Origin of the sequence: Rickettsia finnyi, assembly GCF_049668125.1 — a bacterium.
Taxonomy (GTDB): Bacteria; Pseudomonadota; Alphaproteobacteria; order Rickettsiales; family Rickettsiaceae; genus Rickettsia; species Rickettsia kotlanii.
In genome coordinates, this window is record NZ_CP187160.1 from 77116 (window position 1) to 101833 (window position 24718).

Genomic DNA, 24718 nt, shown 5'->3' on the forward strand with positions numbered 1-24718 from the left:
AAAGCTATTAGATTGCGTGTACAAAATTTTTAATCATTCCTTTATGTCATTCCTGCGAGGCATTATTGCTTGTGTACCTCATCGTCATTGCGAGCGACTGAAAGCGTTGTTGTATGGCTTAAAAAACGTGTTCGGTGTCATACCTTGGCTTGACCACGGTATCCAGAAAACAACTAAAAAGACTAACAATATTAGTATTTTTAACTGGGGCCTGCTACAAACTCATGGGATGACAGAGGTGGAAGTAAGCCATGCAACAAATCCACAGCTACAAGGAGCGTGGTGGGAATCCAGAAATAATAATAGAATATTCTGTAAATCAGAATTTTTTACTGGATTGCTGCGTCGAAACTTACAGTTTTTCCTCACAATGACGTTGAAGATCAATTCACGCAAGAATGACATAAATAACCATACATATTTAATCGGTATTTTACTTTTAGGCTTAATTTCCGGTCTTACGTTCAATTTAATTTTTTTTACAGTTCCATATCAATTATCCGAAGCAAAATACACCACTGATATAATAGGTTCGATATCACTAGCTGCATTTCCGTATTGCTTAAAGGTCATATGGTCACCTTTTATAGATAAATACTCTATACCTTTTTTATGTTCTAAATTCGGTCACAGGCGTGGCTGGGCATTGGTATCACAAATATTTTTAATCCTAGCGATGACAGGGTTCTTAAATATAGGCCCTTGTAATAACTTACATATTACTGCAATTATCTTATTTATTATTTCATTCTGCAGTTCTACACAAGATATTGTACTTGATGCATATAGAATTGAGAGACCTACATCTAAAGAAGAGCTTTCAATGGCTTTTACCTTTAGTAGCATAGGGTTTCGTTTAGGTATGTTACTTGGCAGCGTCGGTACTTTATATTTATCAATTATTTTCGGCTGGAATACAGTATATAAATTTGCTCTATTCATTACTCTAATTGGACCTATAGTAATTTTATGTATCCAAGAACCACAATCAAAAGAAATACACCATACAACTACTAATTTAATAGGATTACAACAATATTTTGAAGTTATTAAAAAAAGTATTATCTCCTTAAAAAATGAACAACAATATTTACTGCTAATTATATTGTTTATCTTTTTATATAAAGCTGCGGATTCTATACCTATGGCTATGAGTTCGCCTTTATTGCTAGATTTAAGTTTTACTACTCATGAAATTGCCGTTATTTACAAAGCTTACGGGTTACTAATCATGATCATCGGAGGAGCTTTAAGCGGCGTTTTAGCTGCAAAAATGGGTATATTTCATAGTGTCTTAATTGGTGGAGTTATTCAATTATTGTCACCTCTTATGTTTATGATTCTTGCTACTATCGGCTATGATATAAAGACATTTATAATAACTGTTACAGTACAAAATTTTTGTGCAGGCTTTGCAGGAACTATTATCTCTATCTATTTTGCTAGCCTTTGCAATAGTGAATTTGTTGCCACACAATATTCTATTATTGCATCTTTTAGCTCTCTTAGCCGTATTATTCTAGCTAGCCTTGGCGGTATTTGTGCAAAATATCTTACTTGGCCTGTATTCTTTTTAGGTAATACTCTGTTTAGCATGTTATTTATCCCGATATTTTATAAAATATATAGAAAGAAACTAGGCTTTGTGAATATTTCTAAAAAGATATGACAATTATTAAAAAAGGTTTATAATATTGATATACATATTTCTGCAAAATGAAGAGTCAGAATTTTTATGAAACTATATAGTTTTCAAGAACATTTATTAGAATTAAAAATAAGGCTTCTTAGAATATTTACTACTTTTATAATTATATTTGCTATTTGCTATTATTTTAGCGACAATATTTATAGTGTTTTATTAAAACCGCTTGCTAAGCTAAGCGGTGATACGGCACGAAATATAATTTATACAGGACTTACAGAAGCATTTTTTACCTATATTAAACTTGCAGCTTTTACTGCTTTTACTATTATTATACCTATAATTGCTTTGGAGTGTTATTTATTTATCAGTCCCGGGTTACACCGCCATGAAAAAAAAATTATCGCTTTTATTCTTTTTATGTCGCCTATTTTATTTTGGTGCGGTAGTATTTTTGTTTTTTACTTTGTAATGCCGAAAGCTTGGAATTTTTTTCTTAGTTTTGAAAAACGTGATATGATAGTACCGATAGTTTTGGAAGCAAGAATTAGCGAGTATCTAAATTTAGTTATTCATTTAATTATTGCTTTTGGAGTCGCTTTTCAACTACCAGTTGTGATAATGATATTAAATATACTAAAAATAGTTAAGGTACAAACACTTAAGCAAAAAAGACGCATTGCCGTGGTAATTAACTTTATTATTGCAGGAATATTAACACCTCCTGACATTTTCAGCCAGTTTGCTCTTGCAATACCGCTACTTTTATTATATGAAACTTCAATAATGATATGTAATTTTATAGAAAAACCGAGGACACTAAATGTTAAATATCAAATGGATTAGAGAAAATCAAGAATTGTTCGATCAAAAGCTTAGCCAAAGATTTATTGAACCTATGTCTAGTAAAATTGCTATGCTCGACGGAGAGAAAAGAAAAATTACGAGTTTAATTCAAGAATTTCAGCATGCACGTAAGGTAAAATCAAAGATTTTAGGTAATATGGCCTCTAAAAGCGGCGAAGAGTTTGAAGGGTTACAAAGAGATGTCAAACATATAAATGAGAAGTTGGAAGCACTTGAACAGGATTTAAATAATAATAACGAATTAAATGAACTATTAAATATGCTTCCTAATATTCCAGACGAAGAAGTACCTTACGGAATGGATGAGAGTATGAATAAATTAGTTCGTACTTACGGAGAGATAAATCCAAATGCTTTGAATAAACAGCATTTTGAACTAGGTATAAAATTAAATTTAATGGATTTTGAACAAACTGCTAAAATTTCTGGAACTAGATTTGTAACATTAAAAGGTGATTTAGCAAAGCTAGAACGTGCTTTAATTAATTTTATGATTGATGTTCATACTAAAGAGTTGGATTTCTTTGAGATATCACCTCCGGTATTAGTTCGAGATAATGCTATGTATAATGCAGGACAACTACCTAAATTTGCCAAAGAATCTTTTGCAACAACCAATGGTTACAGACTAATTCCAACCGCAGAAGTATCTTTAGTAAATATAGTCGCCGATACTATTATACCAAGAGAAAAATTACCGATACGTTATGTTGCTTACACCCCGTGCTTTAGATCAGAAGCAGGTAGTAGCGGTAGAGATACAAGAGGTATGATTAGATTACATCAGTTCGGTAAAGTTGAGCTAGTATCTATTACTACCCCTGAAGAATCAAAAAATGAGCATGAATATATAACTAATGCATCAGAGACTATTTTACAAAAACTGAATCTTCCTTATCGTGTTATGTTACTTTGCACCGGAGATATGGGATTTGCAGCAAAAAAAACCTATGATATAGAAGTATGGCTTCCGGGACAAAAGCAATATCGCGAAATTGCTAGCTGTTCTAATTGTGGAGATTTTCAAGCACGTAGAATGAAAGCAAGATATAAAGAATTCGGCAGTAACGAAACTACCTTAGTTCATACTTTAAATGCTTCAGGATTACCTATCGGAAGAACTATGGTCGCAATACTTGAAAATTATCAGAATGAAGATGGATCAATAACTATACCGGATGTCTTGATAAATTACATGGGAGGATTACAAAAAATCACTGCCTATAGTGAATAAGTGTTTATCAACTATAAATATAATAAGGTAAAGTTTCTAGTTGTTGTTAAATTGGCTTTGTTGCATGGCTCTTATGTCATTCCCGCTTTCGCGGGAACGACATCGAGTAGAGGCCTACGGTTGCTCGCAATGACGACTCTAGCATCCACGCAGGCAAAGCTCATTAGTATATACTCCTGTGAAATGAAGAGTTGTTATACGAAGTTCAACTTGGAAAAGAGCAAGGAGTCTGTAAGCGCCGAGCGGCAGAGCGTATACTTAATACGTGAGCATCCGAGGACTTACACAGACGACGTAGCCAATTTTTCAAGTTGAACGAGTATACAAAACGATAATTTAAATTCAGGTTATTTGTGTTTAGTGGTTTACGAAAATTTGACAAAGATATATATAATTATAATGCTCCTAATTTTATACCTATAGCATGTCATTATAATGAAAATACTTTACTTACCAAAGACGGTAAATTACTACAAATTATCAAAATACACGGCATTAACTCAGAGAAAATAAGCGATAACATACAAAATTTACGTGAAATGGTTAGAGTTTCTATAAAAAAGAATATAACCAATTATGATTTTGCTTTTTGGCTACATACAATACGAGAAAAACAAAACTTAGACGATTTAACTCCTTACAAAAAATTATTACCGGCAAATATTCATAGCCTATGGCAAAGAAAAAACCATTGGAATGATAAATTCGTTAATACTTTATATATATCTATAGTACATGATTCTGCTAAAGTTAACATCACAAATTTTAACTCTTTAATAAATTCTTTATCTAAAAAATTAATTACTGATTTTGAAAATAACTACTTAGATTCAGCTTTTCAAAAATTAGACAATATCACTAATAATATTTTAAATGATTTAAACGAATTCAGTGCTGAAAAACTCGGTATAATATTTGAAAATGATAATGTTTTTTCTAATCCTTTATTTTTATATAATCGAATAGCTAACCTTAATAATAATGATTGTTTGGTACCTATCATAGATTTATCTGATGCACTAGGTAGAAGTATTTATACAATTAGCGGCGATAAAATGGTAGTTACGGATCATAAGAAAAATAATAAATTTGCTTCTTTACTATCTATAAAAGAATATCATGAAACTCCTTCTAATACACTGGATAAATTTTTACAGTTACCAATTGAATTAATAATAACTGAAATATTTTACTTTATTAGCAAAAAACAAGTAATATCCAAATTGCATGGTCAAGATTATATTCTAAAAATTACTAACGACTCAACTTTACTTAATCACAAAGGGATTAATAAGCTTGATACAGCTAATTTAGATTTTCAATTTTGTAATCAGCAAATTTCAATTGCCGTTATAGAAGAAGATGAAAATAAACTAGATGCAGCCGTAGCTAAAGCATCAACCGAACTTTTTAAACTTGGTATTATTCATGTAAAAGAAGATCTTAATATTGAGCAAATATTTTGGTCGCAATTACCTGCTAACTTTGCCTTTATACGTAGAATGTCGCCATTATCCGTAGAGCATATTGCTTCTCTTACCGCTCTTCATAATACTACACTTGGTAATCAATATAATCCTTGGGGTAAGGCTATAACTTTACTGCGAACCGAGAAAGGCACTCCATATTTCATGAATTTTCATGATAAAACGAATAAAGGTAATACTTGTATCTTTGGTACGGAGAAAACCGGCAAAACCGTATTATTGAACTTTTTAATATCAGAATCGACTAAATACGATCCAACAATAATTTATATCTCTAATAATAATGATTCTAAAATTTTTATCGAGGCAATAGAAGGCAAATGGTTAGAACCGGACAAACAAATTATCAATCCATTTTTAGTAGATGATACAGAAAAATCACAAGCATTCATTTTAGAATTTTTAAAATTAATCAGTGGTCATTATATTTCACCTCTTAGCGAAATAGAGATATCCTTTCTAGAGAAATTAAAAAATAAAATTTTATCAATTGAAAAAGAAAAACGTATTTTTTCCGATATTTTAAAATTAGAAGATTTTAAGGAGGAAGGAGGAATACAAATACTTGATAAACTTAAAGTTTTTACTGAAGAACAATTATATTCCGGATTATTTGACGGATCGTCTCTTAACATTGAAGAAGGGAAAGTTATAGGGTTTAATTTATATAAACTTTCTGATGAGCCGTTTTCTAAACAATTTTACCCAACGGAGAGAAAATTTTTAGAACAATTCAATAATAATTTAAAGAAACACCAAAGTATTAGTGCAGCAGTAATTTATGCTTTTACTTATCATTTAAGTTTAGTTGGCACAAAACCCAAAATATTTGCTGCCGATAATTTTGATAAACTTTACAGACCTGAGGTTTATTATGATAATATAAATTTAATCTACAATAATTTGTCTCAAAATAACGGTATTTTCGTCAGTAATTTCAATTTTATTTATCTTAAGTCATATCCAAAATATACTATAAAACCTTGGCTTGATTTAATTAATACTAAAATTATTCTACCATCTGACGTTAAAATAGAAGATTTAGATAAAATTTTAGGTTTAAGCGAGCCGGAAATACGAAAATTATCACAGCTAATACTTTCTGCAAGAATGTTCTTAATTAGTAAAGACAATGTATCAATAGCTTCTGAATTAAGTATTGCCGCTTTAATAGGCGTTGTCCGTATTTTATCAAGCAGACAGGAGGAAATGGATATTTATAAAAAAATACTTGAACAACACCAAGGCCCTCCAGATAATTGGGTTAATTACCTATATAATGAGTTAAATACGGACTAATATTTCACTCTGTCATCCCGTGATTTATTATGGGATCCAAAAAAGATTAAAAAGGACTGGAGCCCTCTACAAGCTCGTGGGATGACAATAATTTATTATGAACTATAAAAACAACGAGCATAAAGAATATCCAAAGTGTTAAAAAAATATTTACTATTTTTCTTATTTTCATTTTTCTCATTTAATGTATATGCATCTATTTGGGATGATATAGTCAATTGTCTTAGCGATCCATGTAATTGCGGTCAAAATGAGAGAACGGAAATTTGGAATAAGGATGGAGGCATCAATGCAAAGCCAAGAGGGCCTTTTAAACCAAACACATTATGCCCTCCTTGGAATAAAAGCGACGGTCGCGATAATGATACTTGTTTATTAAAATTTGATTACCCAGGTACATTTATCGGTTTTTTACTCCATAGATGTGCGGAAGAAGCCCCTGATAGTAGTTACTTTACTCCCAAAATTCGTATTAGAATTCAAAGCTGTAATGCCGTAGCTTGTTGGCATCAAAACTCTACTTTAAATTGGGATGGAGAATGTGTATTATGGCCTACAGGTTACGGTCTACCTCTAACTAGAGTCTGTGCTAGAATTGCCGTACCGGATATGCCTCCACCTCCCGGGATAAATGTCCCGCCTTCCCCTGCAGATCCAGGTTATACCGATGGAGTACATCTCAATAAAGTCGGTTATACAGAAACTGATAATAAGATAATCGGTGTCGACGGAAAAATAGTTACTTTAAAATCTCCTAAACTTTGTGCTTATAGCGATCCTGGACTTGTTAACCTTGTTTCAGATTCCGGTGTACATCTTGATCCGATGGACTGGAATCCTAATCGTCAACCTCTTCATCACACTAACGAACTTAGCCCTATCGCAAAAGTATTAAAATTTTTAGTTGAAACGATAAAAGGAGCCAGTTTACCAAGTTTATTAGGGCAGCTTCTTGGTATGATAAATCAAAATTCAGAATTTATAAAAGTACTTCAATCAATACTTAATGCAATAGGAGAACTTTTTAATTTTTTTCCTACTTTAATAATAAAAATTATTGAAACACTTGGGTCATTAAACGGTTCTGTAGATAGCTATTCTTTTGGTTGTGTACAATTACCTTTAGGACCTTTTCCACCGCCATATTGTCCAAATTTAAATTATATTAGCATTAATCCGCGTGTTAATAATGTATGTAGTATAAAAGATGCAAGCGGCAAGTTTGACCAATCTTCTACTAGTCCGGCTTGTGTAGTGCCATCTAATATTAATGTTAAAAACAATATTGTTAATAATACCATACGTGTCAGCTTTAGCAATCTTGTCCCGCTTTGCACGAGTTCTCGCTCTGACCTCGAAACTTGTGTAGAACCACGTAATATAGATTTTTCTTCAGCAAAAATTACTCATACTAACACGGCTTTTAAAGATTTAATTAAATCGTGTAAGAATACTTCAGGCAACACTCCATGTATTAATACAGAAATTTCTACGCCATGTAGTGTTACGGCTAACGGTTGTAATGAGGGATTTAGAATAGTATATTCGCAGAAAATTGGAAATGTAGAAACACCCAGCGATTACTACATAAGCGATATACCAGACTGTCCAAGTTCTAATTCAACTACTTGTCAAAAAGTGTGGGGAGTTAATATCGGCGAATTTAAGGATGTAAGCGTAAAATTTCCTAAGGTACAAAAGCAAGATACAACTAGCTTAATGCCTATAAAGACAGATGTCACCTTAAAAGACAATAACGGTAAAGATAGAAAGCTTTATGTCTCTATTAGTAATACCGAAGACGATAAGCAAAATCCTAATAATATTTGCTTATTTGAGTCTGGTAATTTAATAGATTGCGTACCGAGAGTAAATCATTCTTACAGCTTAGCTACTTATGAATGTGCAAAGCAATATGCCGGAATTACCTGTACTAATAATAGCAATCCCAACGATGCTTATTATAAACCGCAATTCATTGCGTCAGTACAAGTCAGAGAAGGCAACAATATCATAGATGAAACAAGCACCCTTGTAACGCCGTTAGCATACGCCGGACCTCCACCTCCCAACCCCACTGACACAGAAAGCATAGTAATGCTTGCTGGTTATAAGTATAGTTCTTCCGTTGTGTTTATACCTAAAGATCCAAAGGAAGATAAATATATTGCTATGCCGTTTTCAGAAGAGCATGCTCTAAATCAGTTGACTATTTACGGTAAATATAAAGACAATAAAACACCTTATAATAGTAATGGAAAGCCTGACTCAAGTGCGGTATATTTAAAATATTTAGAATATATAAACGGTAAATATATCCAAGGTGGAACACATGCCTGCTTGATGCCGAAAAATTTCCAACATTGTAACCCTATGCTGCGTCCTACTTTACCTGATGGATCACCTATGCCCGGTTACAATAATGATTCGACAAATTGTGTACTTGCTAAACTCAACAACAACAATACTATAAATTGTAAAGATTTTAAAAATAAATATAACGTTAAATATCCAAATCTTGGCTTATGTAAAAAAGATACAGATCTAACGCGCTGTACTCTAGAAGAAACAGTGTCAGGTCCAGGAAGAGGTATTACAATTTATACTTGCAATATAAATAATATTCCGAGTAAATGCTATACCAATAACGATAAGGCTAATACTCCAATCTGTGTTTTAAGTAGGAATTATACAGATAGAATCGAGCCAAAACCTAACATAGGACCAATATTAGTACCGCTAGATCCTTCAAAATATTATACAGTGACATATACAAAAGGAGATAACAATACTCCTCCTGAGCCGACATACAAAGCTGAGACTGAGGATGTAAGAGATAAAACTTGGCAAGAGCTAAATCTTTGTGTTCCTATATTAGTACCTACTTGTGCTAAAATTCCTAGCACAGAGGAAGCTCCCTCCGGTAACAATCACGGTAATGCAGAATGGCCTGAAAGCGATATAGGAGAACTTGCAACAGGAAAATGCCCGACGAATTGGATACCTATTGATCCTAATAAACCTTTAGAACGCTATTGTTTATCATATTTTGATAGAAAGGTTGTCGAGTTTGAACCTTTAGGCAAAAATGTTGGCTGTAGAGAATCTAAAGGATTACCTATAAAAGTTAGTTATAACGACTTTCCATCAGACCAATTACCTGAGACCCCTTATAATCCGGTAACTAAAATAGGTGACTATATCTTAAACAAAAAACCGGTACCATATATGAGCATTATGGCATTTCCACAGGATGGAGCACGTATAGATGCAGGAGATCACCTAAACAATACAATATTGCATACTGTAGAATTCAAAGTAACTTTAGATGCAATAATAGACGATATTGAGTATTTTAAAATAAAAGATTTATGGTATGATGATTGCATATTAATATATGTCAACGACATAAAGTTACTTAGCCTCCCTACTAACGTTGATTCTCTAGATGAGCAAAGGTACTGTAACAATGGACAGGACCAAGGTCAAGCATTACAAGCTAAAAATTTACCGCTTGATATAAAGCATTATTTAAAACAAGGAGAAAATACTATAAAATTCCAGCTAAGAGTTATGTTTAGTGGAGGACTATATTTCCACATGCAATATAAAATGAAGAGATAAATAAATGAGTTGGATTATTTTTTATACGGTAATCGCTGCTTTACTGATTCTCGATTTGGGAATAATACACAAAAAAAACACCATAATGAGCTTTAAAGAAAGCATACTTTTCAGTCTTTTCTATCTTGTAATAGCTTGTTTATTCGGTATCTATGTTTACTATAATACGGGGGTAGATCATGCTCGTGAATATTATACTTGCTTTCTCATTGAGAAAGCTATGTCACTTGATAATATTTTTATTATCTCTATTATATTCCAATTTTTCAAAATTCCCGGACAATATCAACATCGTGTTTTATTTTTCGGTATAATAGGCGTAATAATATTCAGAGCCGTAATGATTTACGGCGGTATTATTCTTATAAATAAATTTGCCTGGTTATTATATATTTTTGCCGTAATACTTATTGCTACAGGTATAAAAACTTTCTATGTATCACATAAAACTTTTGATATACAGAATTCTTATATTTACAAGTCAATAATAAAAAATCTAAATATTACCCCTAACCTTGCAGGGAATAAATTTGTTGTTAAACGTAATAACAAACTATATTGTACCCCCCTTTTTATATCTCTAGTACTGATAGAAGCAATAGATTTAGTCTTTGCTATAGATAGTATACCGGCAATATTCGCAATTACTAATGATGTTTATATAATTTATACTTCAAATATTTTTGCTATTTTAGGGCTTAGAGCGTTATTTTTTTGTTTAGCAGAAATTGTAGAATGTTTCAGTTATATAAAATATTCTTTGGCTTTAATTTTAATATTTATCAGCTTTAAAATATTTATTCATCATTATATAGCGATTCCGGCATATGTTGCGCTCACTGTAACTATTACTTTATTACTATTTGGTATAATTGCTTCCATAATTAGGAACAATATGATTGACCATTAATAAAGGAGGTATATAATATTTTTTTATTTTTTAAGCAATTATAATGGCTAAATTACTAAAATTATTTTTTATTACTATCATCATTCTTAATAACATTGCTTTCGCAAAAGAAATAGGGTTTTATATAGGAGCAGAAGGCGGAATAGTTGAACCGGTCGTTAGTAAATTCCGACATAAACACTCAAATACCGAAATAATTTTAAAAAAATCAAGTATGTATAGTGGGAAAATAGGCTATATAATATATCCAAAGATAGCTATTGAATTCTCAGCAACTTATCAACCTAAATATCATCTGCATTACGTATTACCTCAGCAAAATTTAAGTAATGGTCTCACTATTCCTAAAACCCCAGGTAATACTACCGTATTATCAAATATATATATGCTAAATCTTATTTATGATTTAGAAAAAATAAAAACTTTCACACCTTTTGCAATACTTGGAGGTGGAATAGCACAAGTAAAAGTTAAACCTACCTCTTCTAGGTGGAGTGTTATAAATAGCGATTATTTTAAAGTAAGAAAAACTCATAAAAATTGTGTTGCTTGGCAAGCAGGTCTTGGAATTTCACAAGATGTAACTTCAAATTTAAATATTGATGCAACTGCAAAATTACAAACAGCATATAGAGTAAGAATTAATTATGATACACTTGATATGAAAACGGGGCAATTCGTGTCAGCAAATCCTATCAAAAAAACTATAGCCGTTGGAGAATTTGGCGTAGGATTTACTTATAGATTGCCATTTTAATAATTCTGTGAAATATTTATATGAAAGCTATAATGTCATCCCGCGGCTTGACCGCGTGATGACACGAATAATTCAACTATATAAGGAAAAAATATGTCTCCAAAAGCTACTAACTCTTCCCCTAACGGTCATGATAAGATGGCAAAAAAAACACATTCCGTACAATCTGTTGTTAACGGTGCGGTTTCAGATCATAACACTTATGATGAAGTACCGTATGAAAGCTACCCATATGCTCTTACAAATCCTTATCACTTAAGTACACTTGCAACTCTTTTCGGTGTAAATGCTCCTGAAGTCGAGAATGCTAAAATATTAGAGCTTGGTTGTGCAGCAGGCGGTAATTTAATACCACATGCAGTTCTTTATCCAAAAGCTTATTTTGTTGGGGTTGATTTGTCTAAGGTACAAATTGACGAAGCAAATAAAAATGTTAAAGCACTAGGATTAAAAAATATAGAGTTCCATCATTGTTCGATAACCGATATTAACGATTCTTTCGGTAAGTTTGATTATATAATTTGCCATGGCGTAATTTCTTGGGTACCAAAAACCGTTAGAGATAAAATTTTTGAAGTTTGTAATAAAAATCTTAGTCCAAACGGAATAGCATATATTAGCTATAATACCCTCCCTGGCTGGAATATGGTCCGTACTATTAGAGATATGATGATGTATCATTCTAGCTCATTTGCAAATGTACGGGATAGAATAGCTCAATCTAGATTGTTACTAGAATTTGTTAAGGATAGCTTAGAAAACTCTAAAACTCCTTATGCAGAAGCATTAAAAACCGAAGCAGGGCTACTGGCTAAACAAACCGATCATTATTTACGTCATGATCATCTAGAAGAAGAAAATGCTCAATTCTACTTCCATGAATTTATGAATGAAGCAAGAAAGCACAATTTACAATATTTAGCCGATTGTAATCTTTCGACTATGTATCTCGGTAATATGCCGCCGAAAGTAGTAGAGCAGTTAAAAACGGTAAACGATATAGTGAGAACCGAACAATATATGGATTTCATTACGAATCGTCGTTTTAGAACCACTTTACTATGTCATAGTGATGTGAAAATTAATAGAAATATTAACAATGATGATATAACGAAATTTAATATAATCTTTAATATAGTGCCTGAAAAACCACTCAAAGAAGTAGATCTTAATAATGCTTCCGAAAATTTAAAATTCTTCTTAAACGGCAATAACGACACTAACTTAACAACTAGTTCGCCTTATATGAAAGCTATTTTATACACTTTCAGCGAAAATCTAAATAATCCGTTAAGCTTTGAGAAAATAACCACTGAAGCTAATAAAAAGCTACATAATACTAAATTAAATGAAATCAAAGCTGAGCTTTTAAATAATGCAATGAAGCTAGCACTACAAGGTTATATTAGTATTACAAATCAGAAGCATCGAAATAACCCTGAGCTTGATAAGCCTAAAACAACAAAAATGGTGATACATCAAGCAACCCATACACCTTCTATGTGGGTTACAAATTTAAAACATGAACCGATCGGCGTTAATTTCTTTGAGAAGTTTGCACTTAGATATATGGATGGTAAACATGATAAAAAAGCAATCATTGAGGCTGTACTTGGTCATGTAGAAAAAGGTGAACTCACTTTAAGTAAAGAAGGTCAAAAAGTAGAAAATAAGGAAGAAATACGCAAAGAACTAGAAAGCTTATTTATTCCAATGATCAAGAAATTTGCTTCTAATGCTTTGTTGGTGTAGCCAATTTGTACTATGTCATACCGTGGTCTTGCCACGGTATCCATGATACTAAACAAAAATTATTTATTGATTCTCCTACGCCAATGGCGTATAATTATTATGAGTAAAAAACTGATTTCAGTTGTTGAGCTTCCAGAGTTTCAAAAATTTGCTAAGAATAATTTAAATGAAAAAGAATGCTTTGAAATAATACATTACATTGCTGCTAATCCTAACCAAGGTGATATAATATAAAGGCACTGATTAATAATAAAGGTAAAAGTGGCAGTATAAGAATAATTTATTTTTACTACAATGAAAATATGCCGGTATTTTTAATAACCGGTTTTATAACCAGTAAGATGGACAATATTAATCATAATAGTTGTAATGAATTAAAAAAACTAACTGAAGAATTGGTAAAATTATATGTCGGACGAGGCAAAAATAAATAATAAAAATACTAATCAAACCGACAAAAGTATATTAATTGGAATGCAAGAGGCTGTTTTATACACTAAAGGAAAATTAAAAGTAAATAAACATGATATAAAATTATCTAATATAGACGTGCATGAAGCAAGAGATAAGTTAAAATTAACACAACAACAATTTGCTACAACATTTGGAGTGAGTGTTGCAACTTTAAGAAACTGGGAACAAGGCAGAAGATTACCTACCGGAGCTGCAAAATTACTTCTTAAGATTATTGAGAAAGAACCTAATGTTGTAAAACGAGTTTTACGAGGATACAAATAGAGATAAGACACAACCTATATAAACACCATGCCTATATTTTTTTATTTATTTGCAACATTAATAACTATCAGTAGCTTGTGCGTTGTCTTAAGCAAAAATTCCGTATATTCAGTATTATGGTTAATTTTTGCATTTATTAACGGTGCAGGGCTTATGATTTTGCTTGGAGCAGAATTTTTAGCTATGATGCTGATAGTGATTTATGTTGGAGCTGTATCAGTATTATTCTTATTTGTGATAATGATGCTAGATATGCATTTTAATAAGACAATAACACAGCTAAAAGCAAATCTAGCTTTAAGTATTTTTATAGCTTTGATTATGTTTGTCGATTTAGTAATAATTATTTTACTTGGTACTAAAAATATTAATTTCAACTCCAATGTATCGTTTGCCATAACAAATAATATCTCAAATACTAAAGCAATAGGAGGCGTACTCTACACAGACTTTATGCTACCGTTTCAAATGGCGGGCCTTATATTATTTGTCGCTATGATTGCATGTATTACGTTAACACTAAAGAAGCGTGAGGGAGTAAAACGTCAAGATATATCAAAACAACTACGTCACAATAAAGAAAATACCATATTAATGACAAAACCTATTCTAAATAAAGGTGTTGAGAATATTAAATATGAATGAATATATTTCGCTTAATCATTATTTAATCTTAAGCAGCTTAGTTTTTACTATCGGAATGTTTGGATTATTTATGCATCGCAAAAATATTATCAATATATTAATGTCTATTGAGTTAATGCTGCTTGCAGTTAATATAAATTTTGTTGCATTTTCCGTATATATGCAAGAATTATCGGGACAAATTTTTAGTATTATAATCTTAACCGTAGCAGCTGCCGAAACCTCAATCGGGCTTGCAATATTACTAATATATTTCCGTAATAAAGGCTCAATTGAAATTACCGACATTAATCAGATGTGGGGATAATGATGTATCAAAATATTTCCATAATGATCATCATGTTACCGCTTGCATCTAGCATAATAAACGGGTTATTCGTAAGGTTAATAGACAAAAAATTAGCGCAAGTAATTGCAACCGGCTTTGTATCTTTATCTGCCTTATTCTCATTAATAATATTTTACGATGCGGGCTTAGACGGGAATATAATCCATATTAAATTATTACCATGGATTGAGGTTGGAAATTTTAAAGTAAATTGGTCGATTTATATTGATCAGCTAACTAGCATAATGTTTATAGCAGTAACATGGGTGTCAAGCGTCGTGCATATCTACTCGCTTGGCTATATGGCCGAAGATAAAGGGATTATACGCTTCTTGTCTTTTCTTTCTTTATTCACTTTTTTTATGTTAATGCTAGTATCTAGCGATAATTTCTTACAGTTATTTTTTGGTTGGGAGGGCGTCGGCGTTTGCTCATATTTACTAATAGGTTTTTGGTATTCAAAAGAATCAGCCAATAAAGCAGCGATTAAAGCTTTTATAATAAATAGAGCCAGCGATTTTGCTTTTATCTTAGGCGTAATGACGATTATTGTTTATTGTGACTCGGCAAATTACAAAGATGTATTGTCATCTGCAGAATTATTATCTAATATAAAAATATTTTTACATTTTTCCATTCTAGACATTATTTGTTTATTATTATTCATCGGTTGTATGGGTAAATCTGCACAGATCGGTTTACATGTATGGCTTCCTGATGCGATGGAAGGACCGACTCCGGTATCTGCACTTATTCATGCAGCAACCATGGTAACGGCAGGAGTATTCTTAGTAGCACGCTGCTCGTATTTATTTGAATATAGCCCTTTAATTCTACAATTTATTACGATTATCGGCGGTATTACTTGTCTTTTTGCTGCAAGTATTGCTATTATGCACAGCGATATCAAGAAGATTATTGCTTACTCAACTTGCAGTCAGCTTGGTTATATGTTCATGGCGTGCGGAGTATCTGCCTATAATAGCGGAATATTTCACTTAGTAACTCATGCCTTTTTTAAGGCCTTATTATTCTTATCAGCCGGCAGCGTAATACATACCGTTCACGAGCAAGATATTTTTAAAATGGGTGATTTAAGAAATAAAATGCCGGTAACTTATGGCAACTTCTTAATCGGCTCACTTGCACTAATAGGGATTTATCCTTTGGCAGGATTTTACTCTAAAGACTCGATTTTAGAAGCAACTTATAGTAGCGGCTCGTTTATGTTTATTTTTGGAATAGCAACAGCAATACTTACCGCTATTTATTCAATGAAGATTATTATGTTGGTATTTCATGGCAAAACTAAGCTAGAAAAAGATGTTTTTGAGCATGCTCACGAACCGGCTAAAGTAATGAATAATCCACTTATATTACTTGTCGCCGGAAGCTTTTTTAGCGGTATGATCGGTTATTATTTACTTGCTATGGACAAACCAAACGGTTATTTCCATGCAAGCCTATTTAATTTACATATTTATAAATTACTAATTAGCCACCCACCTTTATATATTAAGCTACTACCTATGGCAGTCGGTATAGTGGGGATTACTACTGGGATTTACTTATATAAGTCAAGTACTGTTATGTCATTCCCGCAAAAGCGGGAATCCAGTAAAAATATTAAAAACGCCCGGATCCTGCGGTCAAACCGCGGGATGATACCCCTTGTATTAATTTCCAACATATTACGCAATAAATATTACTTCGATGAAATATATAATTGCTTAATTGTGAAACCTATTAACTGTTTAGCTTCTTTATTTTATCTTGGCGATCAGCAAATAATCGATCGTTTTGGACCAAACGGTTTTTTACGAGTCGTTAATTGCTTTAGCGTGCTTACCGGCAAAATACAAACAGGATATGTTTTTAATTATGCTTTGTATATAGTATCATTTATTGTTGTCACAATTAGTTACTTTGTTTGGAACAACATAATGTACTGATGTTATTTGCGTTAAAAACTAAAACCGTCATTGCGAGCGAACGTAGAGAGCGTGGCAATCTCATGAAATAATAACAAATTCCTGAGATTGCTTCGTCAATTACTTCGTAATTTGTCTCGCCATGACAGAAAAAAACTCATAAAATCTTAAAGAATGTTAGAATTACCTATTATATCTATCAGTATTTTGCTGCCGCTAATAAGCGTGCTATATATTTTGCTGTTTATTAGTCAAAGTAAAAAAGCAGATAAACCGATATATGTAATGTATGTTGCAGTGCTTAGTTCTGTTTTAACATTCATCTCAACTATCTATATTTTAATAGAGTTTAACTCCTCAAACCCCGCTTATCAATTTGTTGAACGCTACGCTTGGCTTGATAAGATCGGGCTTGAATTCCATGTAGGCGTTGACGGTATATCAATATTTTTTGTAGTTCTCACTTCTTTTCTTACTCTTATTTGTATAATTGGAAGCTTATTTACTGTTAAAAAATATATTAAAGAATATTTGGTATGTTTTTTATTAATGGAATCTTTTTGTATAGGGGCATTTACCTCGGTAAATTTACTATTATTTTATCTGTTTTTTGAAGCAATATTAGTGCCGATGTATATTATTATCGGCGTATGGGGTGGCGAGAATAGAATATATGCGGCTCTTAAATTCTTCTTATATACGTTCTTTGGTTCTGTATTTTTCCTACTTTCATTAATTTATATTTATAGCAAAATGCATAGCTTTGATTTAACCTATATCTTTCAGCTTACCGATAATATTCCATTATTTGCTCAGCAAATTTTATGGTGGGCTATCTTTATTGCTTTTGCCGTTAAAATCCCTATGATTCCTTTTCATACTTGGCTACCCGATGCACACGTACAAGCTCCAACCAGCGGCTCGGTTATTCTTGCCGGTATTTTGCTAAAACTTGGCGGTTACGGTTTTTTAAGAGTATTACTACCTCTATGTCCGAGTGTATCACAAGAATTTGCAATCCACGTAATTTACCTTAGCGTTATTGCTATAATATATGCATCACTCGTTGCTCTTGCTCAAAAAGATATGAAGAAGATGATAGCATATTCATCTATTGCACATATGGGATATGTTACAATAGGTATTTTTAGCTTTACTGAAGCCGGAGTTAGCGGAGCAATATTTCAGATGCTTAGCCACGGCTTGATTTCTTCATGTCTATTCTTAATAGTCGGTACTTTGTACGAAAGATTACATACAAAAGAAATAGCTAAATATGGTGCTGTAGCAAGTAAAATGCCGGTGCTTGCCACATTTTTTATGATTGCAATGCTCGGCTCTGTCGGGTTACCCGGAACTAGTGGATTTATTGGAGAATTTTTAAGCCTGCTTGGGATTTATAAGGTGAATGTAGTAGCAACCTTTATAGCAGCTCTCGGCATAATCTTCGGGGCGGTTTACATGCTGAAATTATACAAAGCAGTAATGCTCGGTGAAATTACCAATAAAGAAATTATGCATTTCAGAGATTTATATAAATATGAAATAATCTCAATAGCTCCTTTAATATTATTAATTATTTACTTTGGTCTAATGCCGAGTTCTATTTTAAATGTATTTAGCTTATCGGTGGAAAATTTGCTGGTAAAATTTTAATTGCTTACAAAAAATATAAATGCTACTTTAATTATAGAACTTAAAAGTGAGATTTATATAAAAAATAGTAAAAGAAGCTAAAAAATCAACTATGAATTAAACAATACAACTAAAAACTAGGTCAAGAAGCTAATAAGGTAACAGGCATAGATATAAGTCATGTGGTAAATCCTGATGCATCAGATCATAAAGAAGCTTGAAGAGATGCTCGTGAGAAACTTGGAATTGGTAATAATAATCAACAAGATAATACAGAATTAACTGGGGCCACACCAGAAGAGCATCATGAAAATTAAATTTATTAAAAAGCAACAGATGTCATACCGTGGCTTGACCACGATATCTAGTAAAATTATTAGTATTTTGAATTGCGTTTATGGATACCGTGGTCAAGCCACGGTATGACAAGGACATGCTATCACTTCATCAATTACAATTTAAAAACTTATTTGATCTAAATATTACTTTTCTTCCTTCTTCTATCACATATATAAAAGGAGCTAACGGTTGTGGGAAAAGCTCGTTGCTACGAATGATAGCAGGAATTATGCAACCGAGTAGCGGTAATATCTACTATAGAAACTGTAATATTAACAATATCGCTAAACTTTACTGCACTTATATCGGTCATAATTTAGGTCTAAAATCAGAAATGACTGTTTTTGAGAACCTAAAATTTTGGTCGGAAATTTATAATTCCGCTGAAACCCTATATGCTGCTATTCATTACTTCAAATTACATGACTTATTAGATAAAAAATGCTATAGTTTGTCTAGCGGAATGCAGAAAATCGTAGCCATAGCAAGGCTTATTGCTTGCCAATCTGACTTATGGCTACTTGATGAAGTTGAAACTAACTTAAGCAAAGAAAATAGGGATTTACTAAATAATCTAATTGTCATGAAAGCAAATAGCGGCGGTATTGTTCTCCTATCCTCTCATCTAGAAAGCTCTATAAAATCTGCACAGATATTACAGCTTGATTAATTATTATTGTTTTGCATATTTTTATAAATCTCCCAATGTACAATAAAAAATATAAGGCTAACTATAATTCAAATTGAACAATCAATTATTTTGTACTTACAGCATGTATTTTAGTTAACTTCTATATATTATTCTTATAACTAATTCTCTTGTCTTCTAGCTCTTTTGGAGGCAACCCTTTTAATTGTTCATATAAATCCTTATCAATATGATTTTAGCTTTAAATATTGCTCATTAGTATTATATTTTATAAGTTCCTCTTATTCCGGTAGGAATAATGTAATGAATGCATTCAATGTAATAGAGAGCGTTTCAATAAAACTATAGTAGTAACAAAACAAACTACCATACTATAAATCTGTTTTATAAACATAATTTTTTAGTTTTTATAATTATTTACAATTAAGAGAATAAAAATCAAAAAAAAGAAAAGCAATAATTAAATTACAAAGGTTTATGCAATCTCGAATGCAAGGTTCGAATTTTCATGATATATTTTTTTAATTTAACTTTTTTGAAATGAACCTATTAACAGAATCACAATAGCATAATATACGTATATATTCCGAATAAATGAATAGTAATTAAACGAGTATATTACCTATACTCGTAATCTTTGTGTAGTTTACTAGCAAGTGCCTGTTCCCATCTATTGCCATTTTGCAATAATCTTTCCTTATCGTAAATAAGTGCGGTATGAGTTAGACTTGCAAACTCAAAATTAGGACCTTCAACTATTGCATCTACAGGGCAAGCTTCCTGACATAATCCGCAATAAATACATTTTGTCATATCTATATCATAACGAGTAGTACGCCTGCTGCCGTCTTCTCGTTCATCCGCTTCAATTACTATCGCTTGTGCCGGACAAATCGCCTCACAGAGTTTACACGCAATGCAGCGTTCTTCACCGTTTTCATAGCGACGCAGGGCATGTTCACCCTTAAATCTTGGACTAACAGGGCTTTTTTCATAAGGATAATTTATGGTAACTTTGGGCTTAAAGAAATACTTTAAAGTCAAAACCATCCCCCTTACTATCTCATATAGAAAAAACGATTTTAAATAGTTTATCATAAAAATTATATATTAAAGATCGATGTATTTCTGCGGGGCATCATCCGCATGGATACCGAGTCGTCATTGCGAGCAGCCAGCCATAGGCTGCGTGGTAATCTCGTCAAATATCCTGAGATTACTTCGTCAATTACTTCGTAATTTCCTCGCAATAACTGGTAAACCAATGACAATAACACCTAAATACTCGGTAAATTATCTGTATAAACAAGCACGCTTGATACTAACACCACCCAAAATAAAGTTAGAGGTAAAAATACTTTCCAGCCAAGTCGCATTAATTGATCATAGCGATATCTTGGTAAGGTCGCTCTAATCCATAAAAAACAAAACAATAAGCATCCAACCTTAAATACAAACCAAAAGAACCCCGGAATACAATCTAACCACGATATATTAAAGGGCGGCAAGTAACCTCCTAAAAAGAAAGTCGTAGTCATTGCACTAACTAATATCATATTAGCATATTCACCTAGAAAAAATAAAGCAAATCCCATAGAGGAATATTCAACATTATAGCCAGCGACTAACTCCGATTCTGCTTCAGGTAAATCAAAAGGTAATCTATTTGTTTCGGCAAGCACCGAGATAAAAAACACGACACCCATAGGTAGTAGCATTAAATCAATCCACCACGGCATTGTTCTTTGTGCTTCAATGATCTCACTTAAATTGAGAGTACCGGTAGTAAGTAGCACGGTAATAATAACCAACCCCATCGACACTTCATAAGAAATCATTTGGGCAGAGGAACGTATAGCTCCTAAAAAAGCATATTTTGAGTTACTAGCCCAGCCAGCAATAATAATACCGTAAACACTTAAAGAGGAAATAGCAAGAATATATAAAACACCTACATTAATATCTGCCAGAACTACGTCCTTTGCAAAGGGGATAACTGCCCAGCCAATTAAACTTAATATAAAAGTTATCATCGGTGCTAAAATAAATAATATTTTATCGGAATTGGTTGGAATGATCGGCTCTTTGAATAAGAGCTTAACCGCATCAGCAATAGGCTGAAGTAATCCAAACGGACCGACAACGTTAGGTCCTCGTCGAAGCTGCATTAATCCAATAACACGACGCTCTGCATATGTTAAATACGCAACGCACAATATTAAAGGGATAGTAATTGCAACTACCTTTAGAGCGATGATAATTAACGGAAAAATATATTCAAAAAAGAGTTCTAGCATAATTGTACCCTTATTATATCATTCCCGCACAAGTGGGGATCCAGAAAATAATTTATAAAAAAAGAGCTGGATTCCCACTTGTGCGGGAATGACATACGGGGGGAGAATAGCATATTTTTCATCATGCCGCCTCCTTGTCTCTTGCTTCCTTAGCCTTAACACACTTAGCCATAGTGACCGAATTTTTACTAATCACGTCCGTCATATAATAATTAATAGGTTCTGCAATTATAGGCTCTTTTGATAACTTATCTTCAGAGCTAAACTTACTAAATTTATTTTCTATAATTCTATCAATACTAGCAAATACCTTATATTCTTTAGCAAGCCTTACTCTTACTTCTTGCAAATTATCCATTCCGATATCTATTTTTAGATAACCGGCAAGCTCTTTAATAATTTCTATATCTTCTTTAGCTACTCCTACAGGCGATACTGCTTTTTCTGCTATTTGCGGTCTACCTTCTAAATTTACGTAAATTCCGCCCTGCTCGGTATAAGCAGCCGCAGGTAAAATTACATCAGCATTGCTAGCACCTGCGTCCCCGTGGTGTCCTTGATATATTATAAAAGTCGATTTCAGCTTATCAAATGGGACGGCGTCCGCTCCAAGTAAATAAGCAAGTTCCAACTCTTCAAGCCTAATAGGAGTATTAAAACCAATATCAAGACCACCAACTATAGAAGCGTGATTATGCAATATATTAAAGCCTTTCCAATCATCACGCATAATATTATATTCAGTCACTATCTTATGAATAAGCGACAATATAGCATATCCGTCATCTCTTGCATATACACCGTCACCTACTATAATCATCAGATATTTTGCCGCTTTTAAGGCTTTCGTAAACTCATGAGTACCAATGGCTAGTTCCTCAATAATCTTAATATCACTTCCTAAATCCTGAATTTTATAGGTTTGGTTATGCCCTCCACCTATTCTTGCTACTTTTAGTGAGTCGGCACGTACTCGCATACCTATTCTACTATTTAACACTGGAGCTATTTGCCTTGGATTTGCTCCGATTAGCAAACATAAATCAGCCTTTTCTATCTCTGCAATAGTAGTATTAAATAAATAATTGCCTCGCTGCGTGGTATCTAGTTTATAGTCAAACTGATTAACGCTGTAATTATTAGAGCCAAGCTTTTGCAATAATGTTTTTAACATAAACATTGCTTCAACAGAAGAGAGAGAACCAGCAATAGCAGCAATCTTTGCTGGTTTTACGGATTTTATTTTATCCGCTACTGTCTTTAAAACTTCACTCCAGCTAGCTTCTACTAACTTACCGTTTTTTCTGATATAAGGACGATCCAAGCGCTGATATTTTAAACCGTCATAACTAAAACGATTCTTATCCGCAAGCCACTCTTCATTTATTTCTTCATTAACACGAGGTAATATCCTCATTACCTCATCGCCTCTACTATCAATACGAATATTAGAGCCTTCGGCATCATGCACTCCAATGCTAGCGGTATGTTTTAGCTCCCATTTACGAGCTTTAAAAGCATAAGGCTTAGAGTTCAAAGCACCGACGGGACAAATATCGATCATATTACCAGAAATTTCGGAATCTAAAGTTTGCTCTAAATATGAAGTTACTTCCATTTGTTCTCCACGGTGAATAGCTCCCATTTCCTCTATTCCCGCTATATCGCTCGCAAATCTAATACATCTTGTGCATTGTATGCATCTAGTCATCGCTGTTTTAATCAGCGGTCCCATATATTTATCTTTAATAGATCTCTTATTTTCGTGGAATCTATTAGTACCTTTGCCGTATCTGAAAGCCTGATCCTGTAAATCACACTCTCCGCCCTGATCACAAATAGGACAATCTAAAGGATGGTTAATCAGTAAAAACTCTATCACCCCTTCACGTGCTTTTTTTACCATAGGCGTATCGGTATGAATAACCATACCGTTACTTACCGGCATAGCACAAGAAGCTATAGGCTTTGGTGATTTGTCCATTTCAACCAAGCACATACGGCAATTACCAGCGATTTTTAGACGCTCATGATAACAAAAATGAGGGATTTCTTTTCCTGCTTGTGTACAGGCTTGATAAACGGTGCTACCTTCTAATACTTCTATTTCAGAGCCGTCTATGTTCAGCTTTATCATTTTTATTTTATCCAATAAGTCATAGGGTTTGGGTATGCTTTGTCTTTTATCATATATTTAAAACCGATTGCAACACGAAGTATATACCAAACAGCGAGTATAAAATATAGTACTACTCCAATCATGATAAACGTAAATATAAAACATACAATCCACCCAAGAACCCCAAGGCAAAAAGTATGAAATAAAAACACGTAATGACTAATTGCAAAGTTATCACCTTTATCTTTGTTAAGATATGCAAAAAATACCCCGATTAACGGCAATATCGGAGCTACGATCCCACATAAATATAATATATATACCACAATTAAATTTTTCTTACCGCTCTCGGTATATTCTTTAAGATGCTTGTCCATATTTTTACCTTTTTATGTCGTTCCCGTGTAGCGTTATTGTATGGCTATCTGAGTTATCATTGCGAGCAGCCGTAGGCTGCGTGAC

The 24718-nt window shown here is 32.8% G+C and carries 20 protein-coding genes; 16 read left to right on the forward strand and 4 right to left on the reverse strand.

Going from position 1 to position 24718, the window contains the following annotated elements; translation table 11 throughout:
* Nucleotides 1-16: 16 nt before the first annotated feature.
* From ACPKKV_RS00465 to ccmA, 16 genes are all read left to right on the forward strand, one after another.
* Entirely contained in the window at nucleotides 17-1669 is a 1653-nt protein-coding gene (locus ACPKKV_RS00465) for an MFS transporter (protein ID WP_410528167.1), read from the forward strand.
* 66 nt (nucleotides 1670-1735) lie between these two features.
* Nucleotides 1736-2491: a twin-arginine translocase subunit TatC gene (gene tatC / locus ACPKKV_RS00470; RefSeq protein ID WP_392505649.1), complete on the forward strand. Its 756-nt coding sequence runs from the start codon at nucleotides 1736-1738 to the stop codon at nucleotides 2489-2491.
* A complete protein-coding gene (serS, locus tag ACPKKV_RS00475; protein ID WP_392505650.1) occupies nucleotides 2469-3746 on the forward strand; it encodes a serine--tRNA ligase in 1278 nt (425 codons plus the stop codon). The genes tatC and serS overlap by 23 nt, the downstream gene beginning before the upstream one ends.
* Before the next feature lie 353 nt (nucleotides 3747-4099).
* Nucleotides 4100-6532, forward strand: a complete 2433-nt coding sequence (locus ACPKKV_RS00480) for a VirB4 family type IV secretion/conjugal transfer ATPase (RefSeq protein ID WP_392505651.1) — start codon at nucleotides 4100-4102, stop codon at nucleotides 6530-6532.
* Nucleotides 6533-6667: 135 nt separating this feature from the next.
* The gene (locus ACPKKV_RS00485; RefSeq protein ID WP_392505652.1) at nucleotides 6668-10156 is read left to right on the forward strand and encodes a hypothetical protein; all 3489 of its coding nucleotides are present in this window, start codon (nucleotides 6668-6670) and stop codon (nucleotides 10154-10156) included.
* Between the two features lie 4 nt (nucleotides 10157-10160).
* A complete protein-coding gene (locus ACPKKV_RS00490; protein WP_392505654.1) occupies nucleotides 10161-11066 on the forward strand; it encodes a TerC/Alx family metal homeostasis membrane protein in 906 nt (301 codons plus the stop codon).
* A 43-nt stretch (nucleotides 11067-11109) separates the two neighbouring features.
* The gene (locus ACPKKV_RS00495; RefSeq protein ID WP_392505655.1) at nucleotides 11110-11823 is read left to right on the forward strand and encodes an outer membrane protein; all 714 of its coding nucleotides are present in this window, start codon (nucleotides 11110-11112) and stop codon (nucleotides 11821-11823) included.
* A gap of 93 nt (nucleotides 11824-11916) precedes the next feature.
* Nucleotides 11917-13575 (forward strand): methyltransferase regulatory domain-containing protein, encoded by a 1659-nt coding sequence (locus tag ACPKKV_RS00500; protein WP_392505656.1) that lies wholly within the window; start codon nucleotides 11917-11919, stop codon nucleotides 13573-13575.
* Between the two features lie 42 nt (nucleotides 13576-13617).
* Nucleotides 13618-13809: a hypothetical protein gene (locus ACPKKV_RS00505; RefSeq protein WP_392506898.1), complete on the forward strand. Its 192-nt coding sequence runs from the start codon at nucleotides 13618-13620 to the stop codon at nucleotides 13807-13809.
* Between the two features lie 68 nt (nucleotides 13810-13877).
* Complete coding sequence (locus tag ACPKKV_RS00510; RefSeq protein WP_392505658.1) at nucleotides 13878-14009, forward strand: hypothetical protein; 132 nt, start codon at nucleotides 13878-13880, stop codon at nucleotides 14007-14009.
* Nucleotides 13984-14313, forward strand: coding sequence for a helix-turn-helix domain-containing protein (locus ACPKKV_RS00515; protein WP_392505659.1), 330 nt, complete (start codon nucleotides 13984-13986; stop codon nucleotides 14311-14313). The genes ACPKKV_RS00510 and ACPKKV_RS00515 overlap by 26 nt, the downstream gene beginning before the upstream one ends.
* Before the next feature lie 27 nt (nucleotides 14314-14340).
* On the forward strand, nucleotides 14341-14958 hold the full coding sequence (locus ACPKKV_RS00520) for an NADH-quinone oxidoreductase subunit J (RefSeq protein ID WP_392505660.1): 618 nt from the start codon (nucleotides 14341-14343) through the stop codon (nucleotides 14956-14958).
* Nucleotides 14951-15265 carry an NADH-quinone oxidoreductase subunit NuoK gene (gene nuoK / locus ACPKKV_RS00525; RefSeq protein WP_012151334.1) on the forward strand — a complete coding sequence of 105 codons (315 nt, stop codon included), beginning with the start codon at nucleotides 14951-14953 and terminating at the stop codon, nucleotides 15263-15265. Before ACPKKV_RS00520 ends, nuoK begins: the two co-directional genes overlap by 8 nt.
* A complete protein-coding gene (gene nuoL / locus ACPKKV_RS00530) occupies nucleotides 15265-17238 on the forward strand; it encodes an NADH-quinone oxidoreductase subunit L (protein WP_392505661.1) in 1974 nt (657 codons plus the stop codon). The genes nuoK and nuoL overlap by 1 nt, the downstream gene beginning before the upstream one ends.
* A gap of 153 nt (nucleotides 17239-17391) precedes the next feature.
* Nucleotides 17392-18873 carry an NADH-quinone oxidoreductase subunit M gene (locus tag ACPKKV_RS00535; RefSeq protein WP_392505663.1) on the forward strand — a complete coding sequence of 494 codons (1482 nt, stop codon included), beginning with the start codon at nucleotides 17392-17394 and terminating at the stop codon, nucleotides 18871-18873.
* A 412-nt stretch (nucleotides 18874-19285) separates the two neighbouring features.
* On the forward strand, nucleotides 19286-19861 hold the full coding sequence (ccmA, locus tag ACPKKV_RS00540) for a heme ABC exporter ATP-binding protein CcmA (RefSeq protein ID WP_103897490.1): 576 nt from the start codon (nucleotides 19286-19288) through the stop codon (nucleotides 19859-19861).
* 597 nt (nucleotides 19862-20458) lie between these two features.
* On the opposite strand, the gene nuoI is transcribed toward ccmA, so the two are convergent.
* The 4 genes from nuoI to ACPKKV_RS00560 form a co-directional block, all read right to left on the reverse strand.
* A complete protein-coding gene (gene nuoI / locus ACPKKV_RS00545; protein ID WP_392505664.1) occupies nucleotides 20459-20938 on the reverse strand; it encodes an NADH-quinone oxidoreductase subunit NuoI in 480 nt (159 codons plus the stop codon).
* A gap of 179 nt (nucleotides 20939-21117) precedes the next feature.
* Nucleotides 21118-22137 (reverse strand): NADH-quinone oxidoreductase subunit NuoH, encoded by a 1020-nt coding sequence (gene nuoH / locus ACPKKV_RS00550; protein ID WP_392505665.1) that lies wholly within the window; start codon nucleotides 22135-22137, stop codon nucleotides 21118-21120.
* A gap of 121 nt (nucleotides 22138-22258) precedes the next feature.
* The gene (nuoG, locus tag ACPKKV_RS00555) at nucleotides 22259-24274 is read right to left on the reverse strand and encodes an NADH-quinone oxidoreductase subunit NuoG (protein WP_392505666.1); all 2016 of its coding nucleotides are present in this window, start codon (nucleotides 24272-24274) and stop codon (nucleotides 22259-22261) included.
* A gap of 2 nt (nucleotides 24275-24276) precedes the next feature.
* Nucleotides 24277-24633: a DUF4870 family protein gene (locus tag ACPKKV_RS00560; protein ID WP_392505667.1), complete on the reverse strand. Its 357-nt coding sequence runs from the start codon at nucleotides 24631-24633 to the stop codon at nucleotides 24277-24279.
* Between the last annotated feature and the right edge of the window lie 85 nt (nucleotides 24634-24718).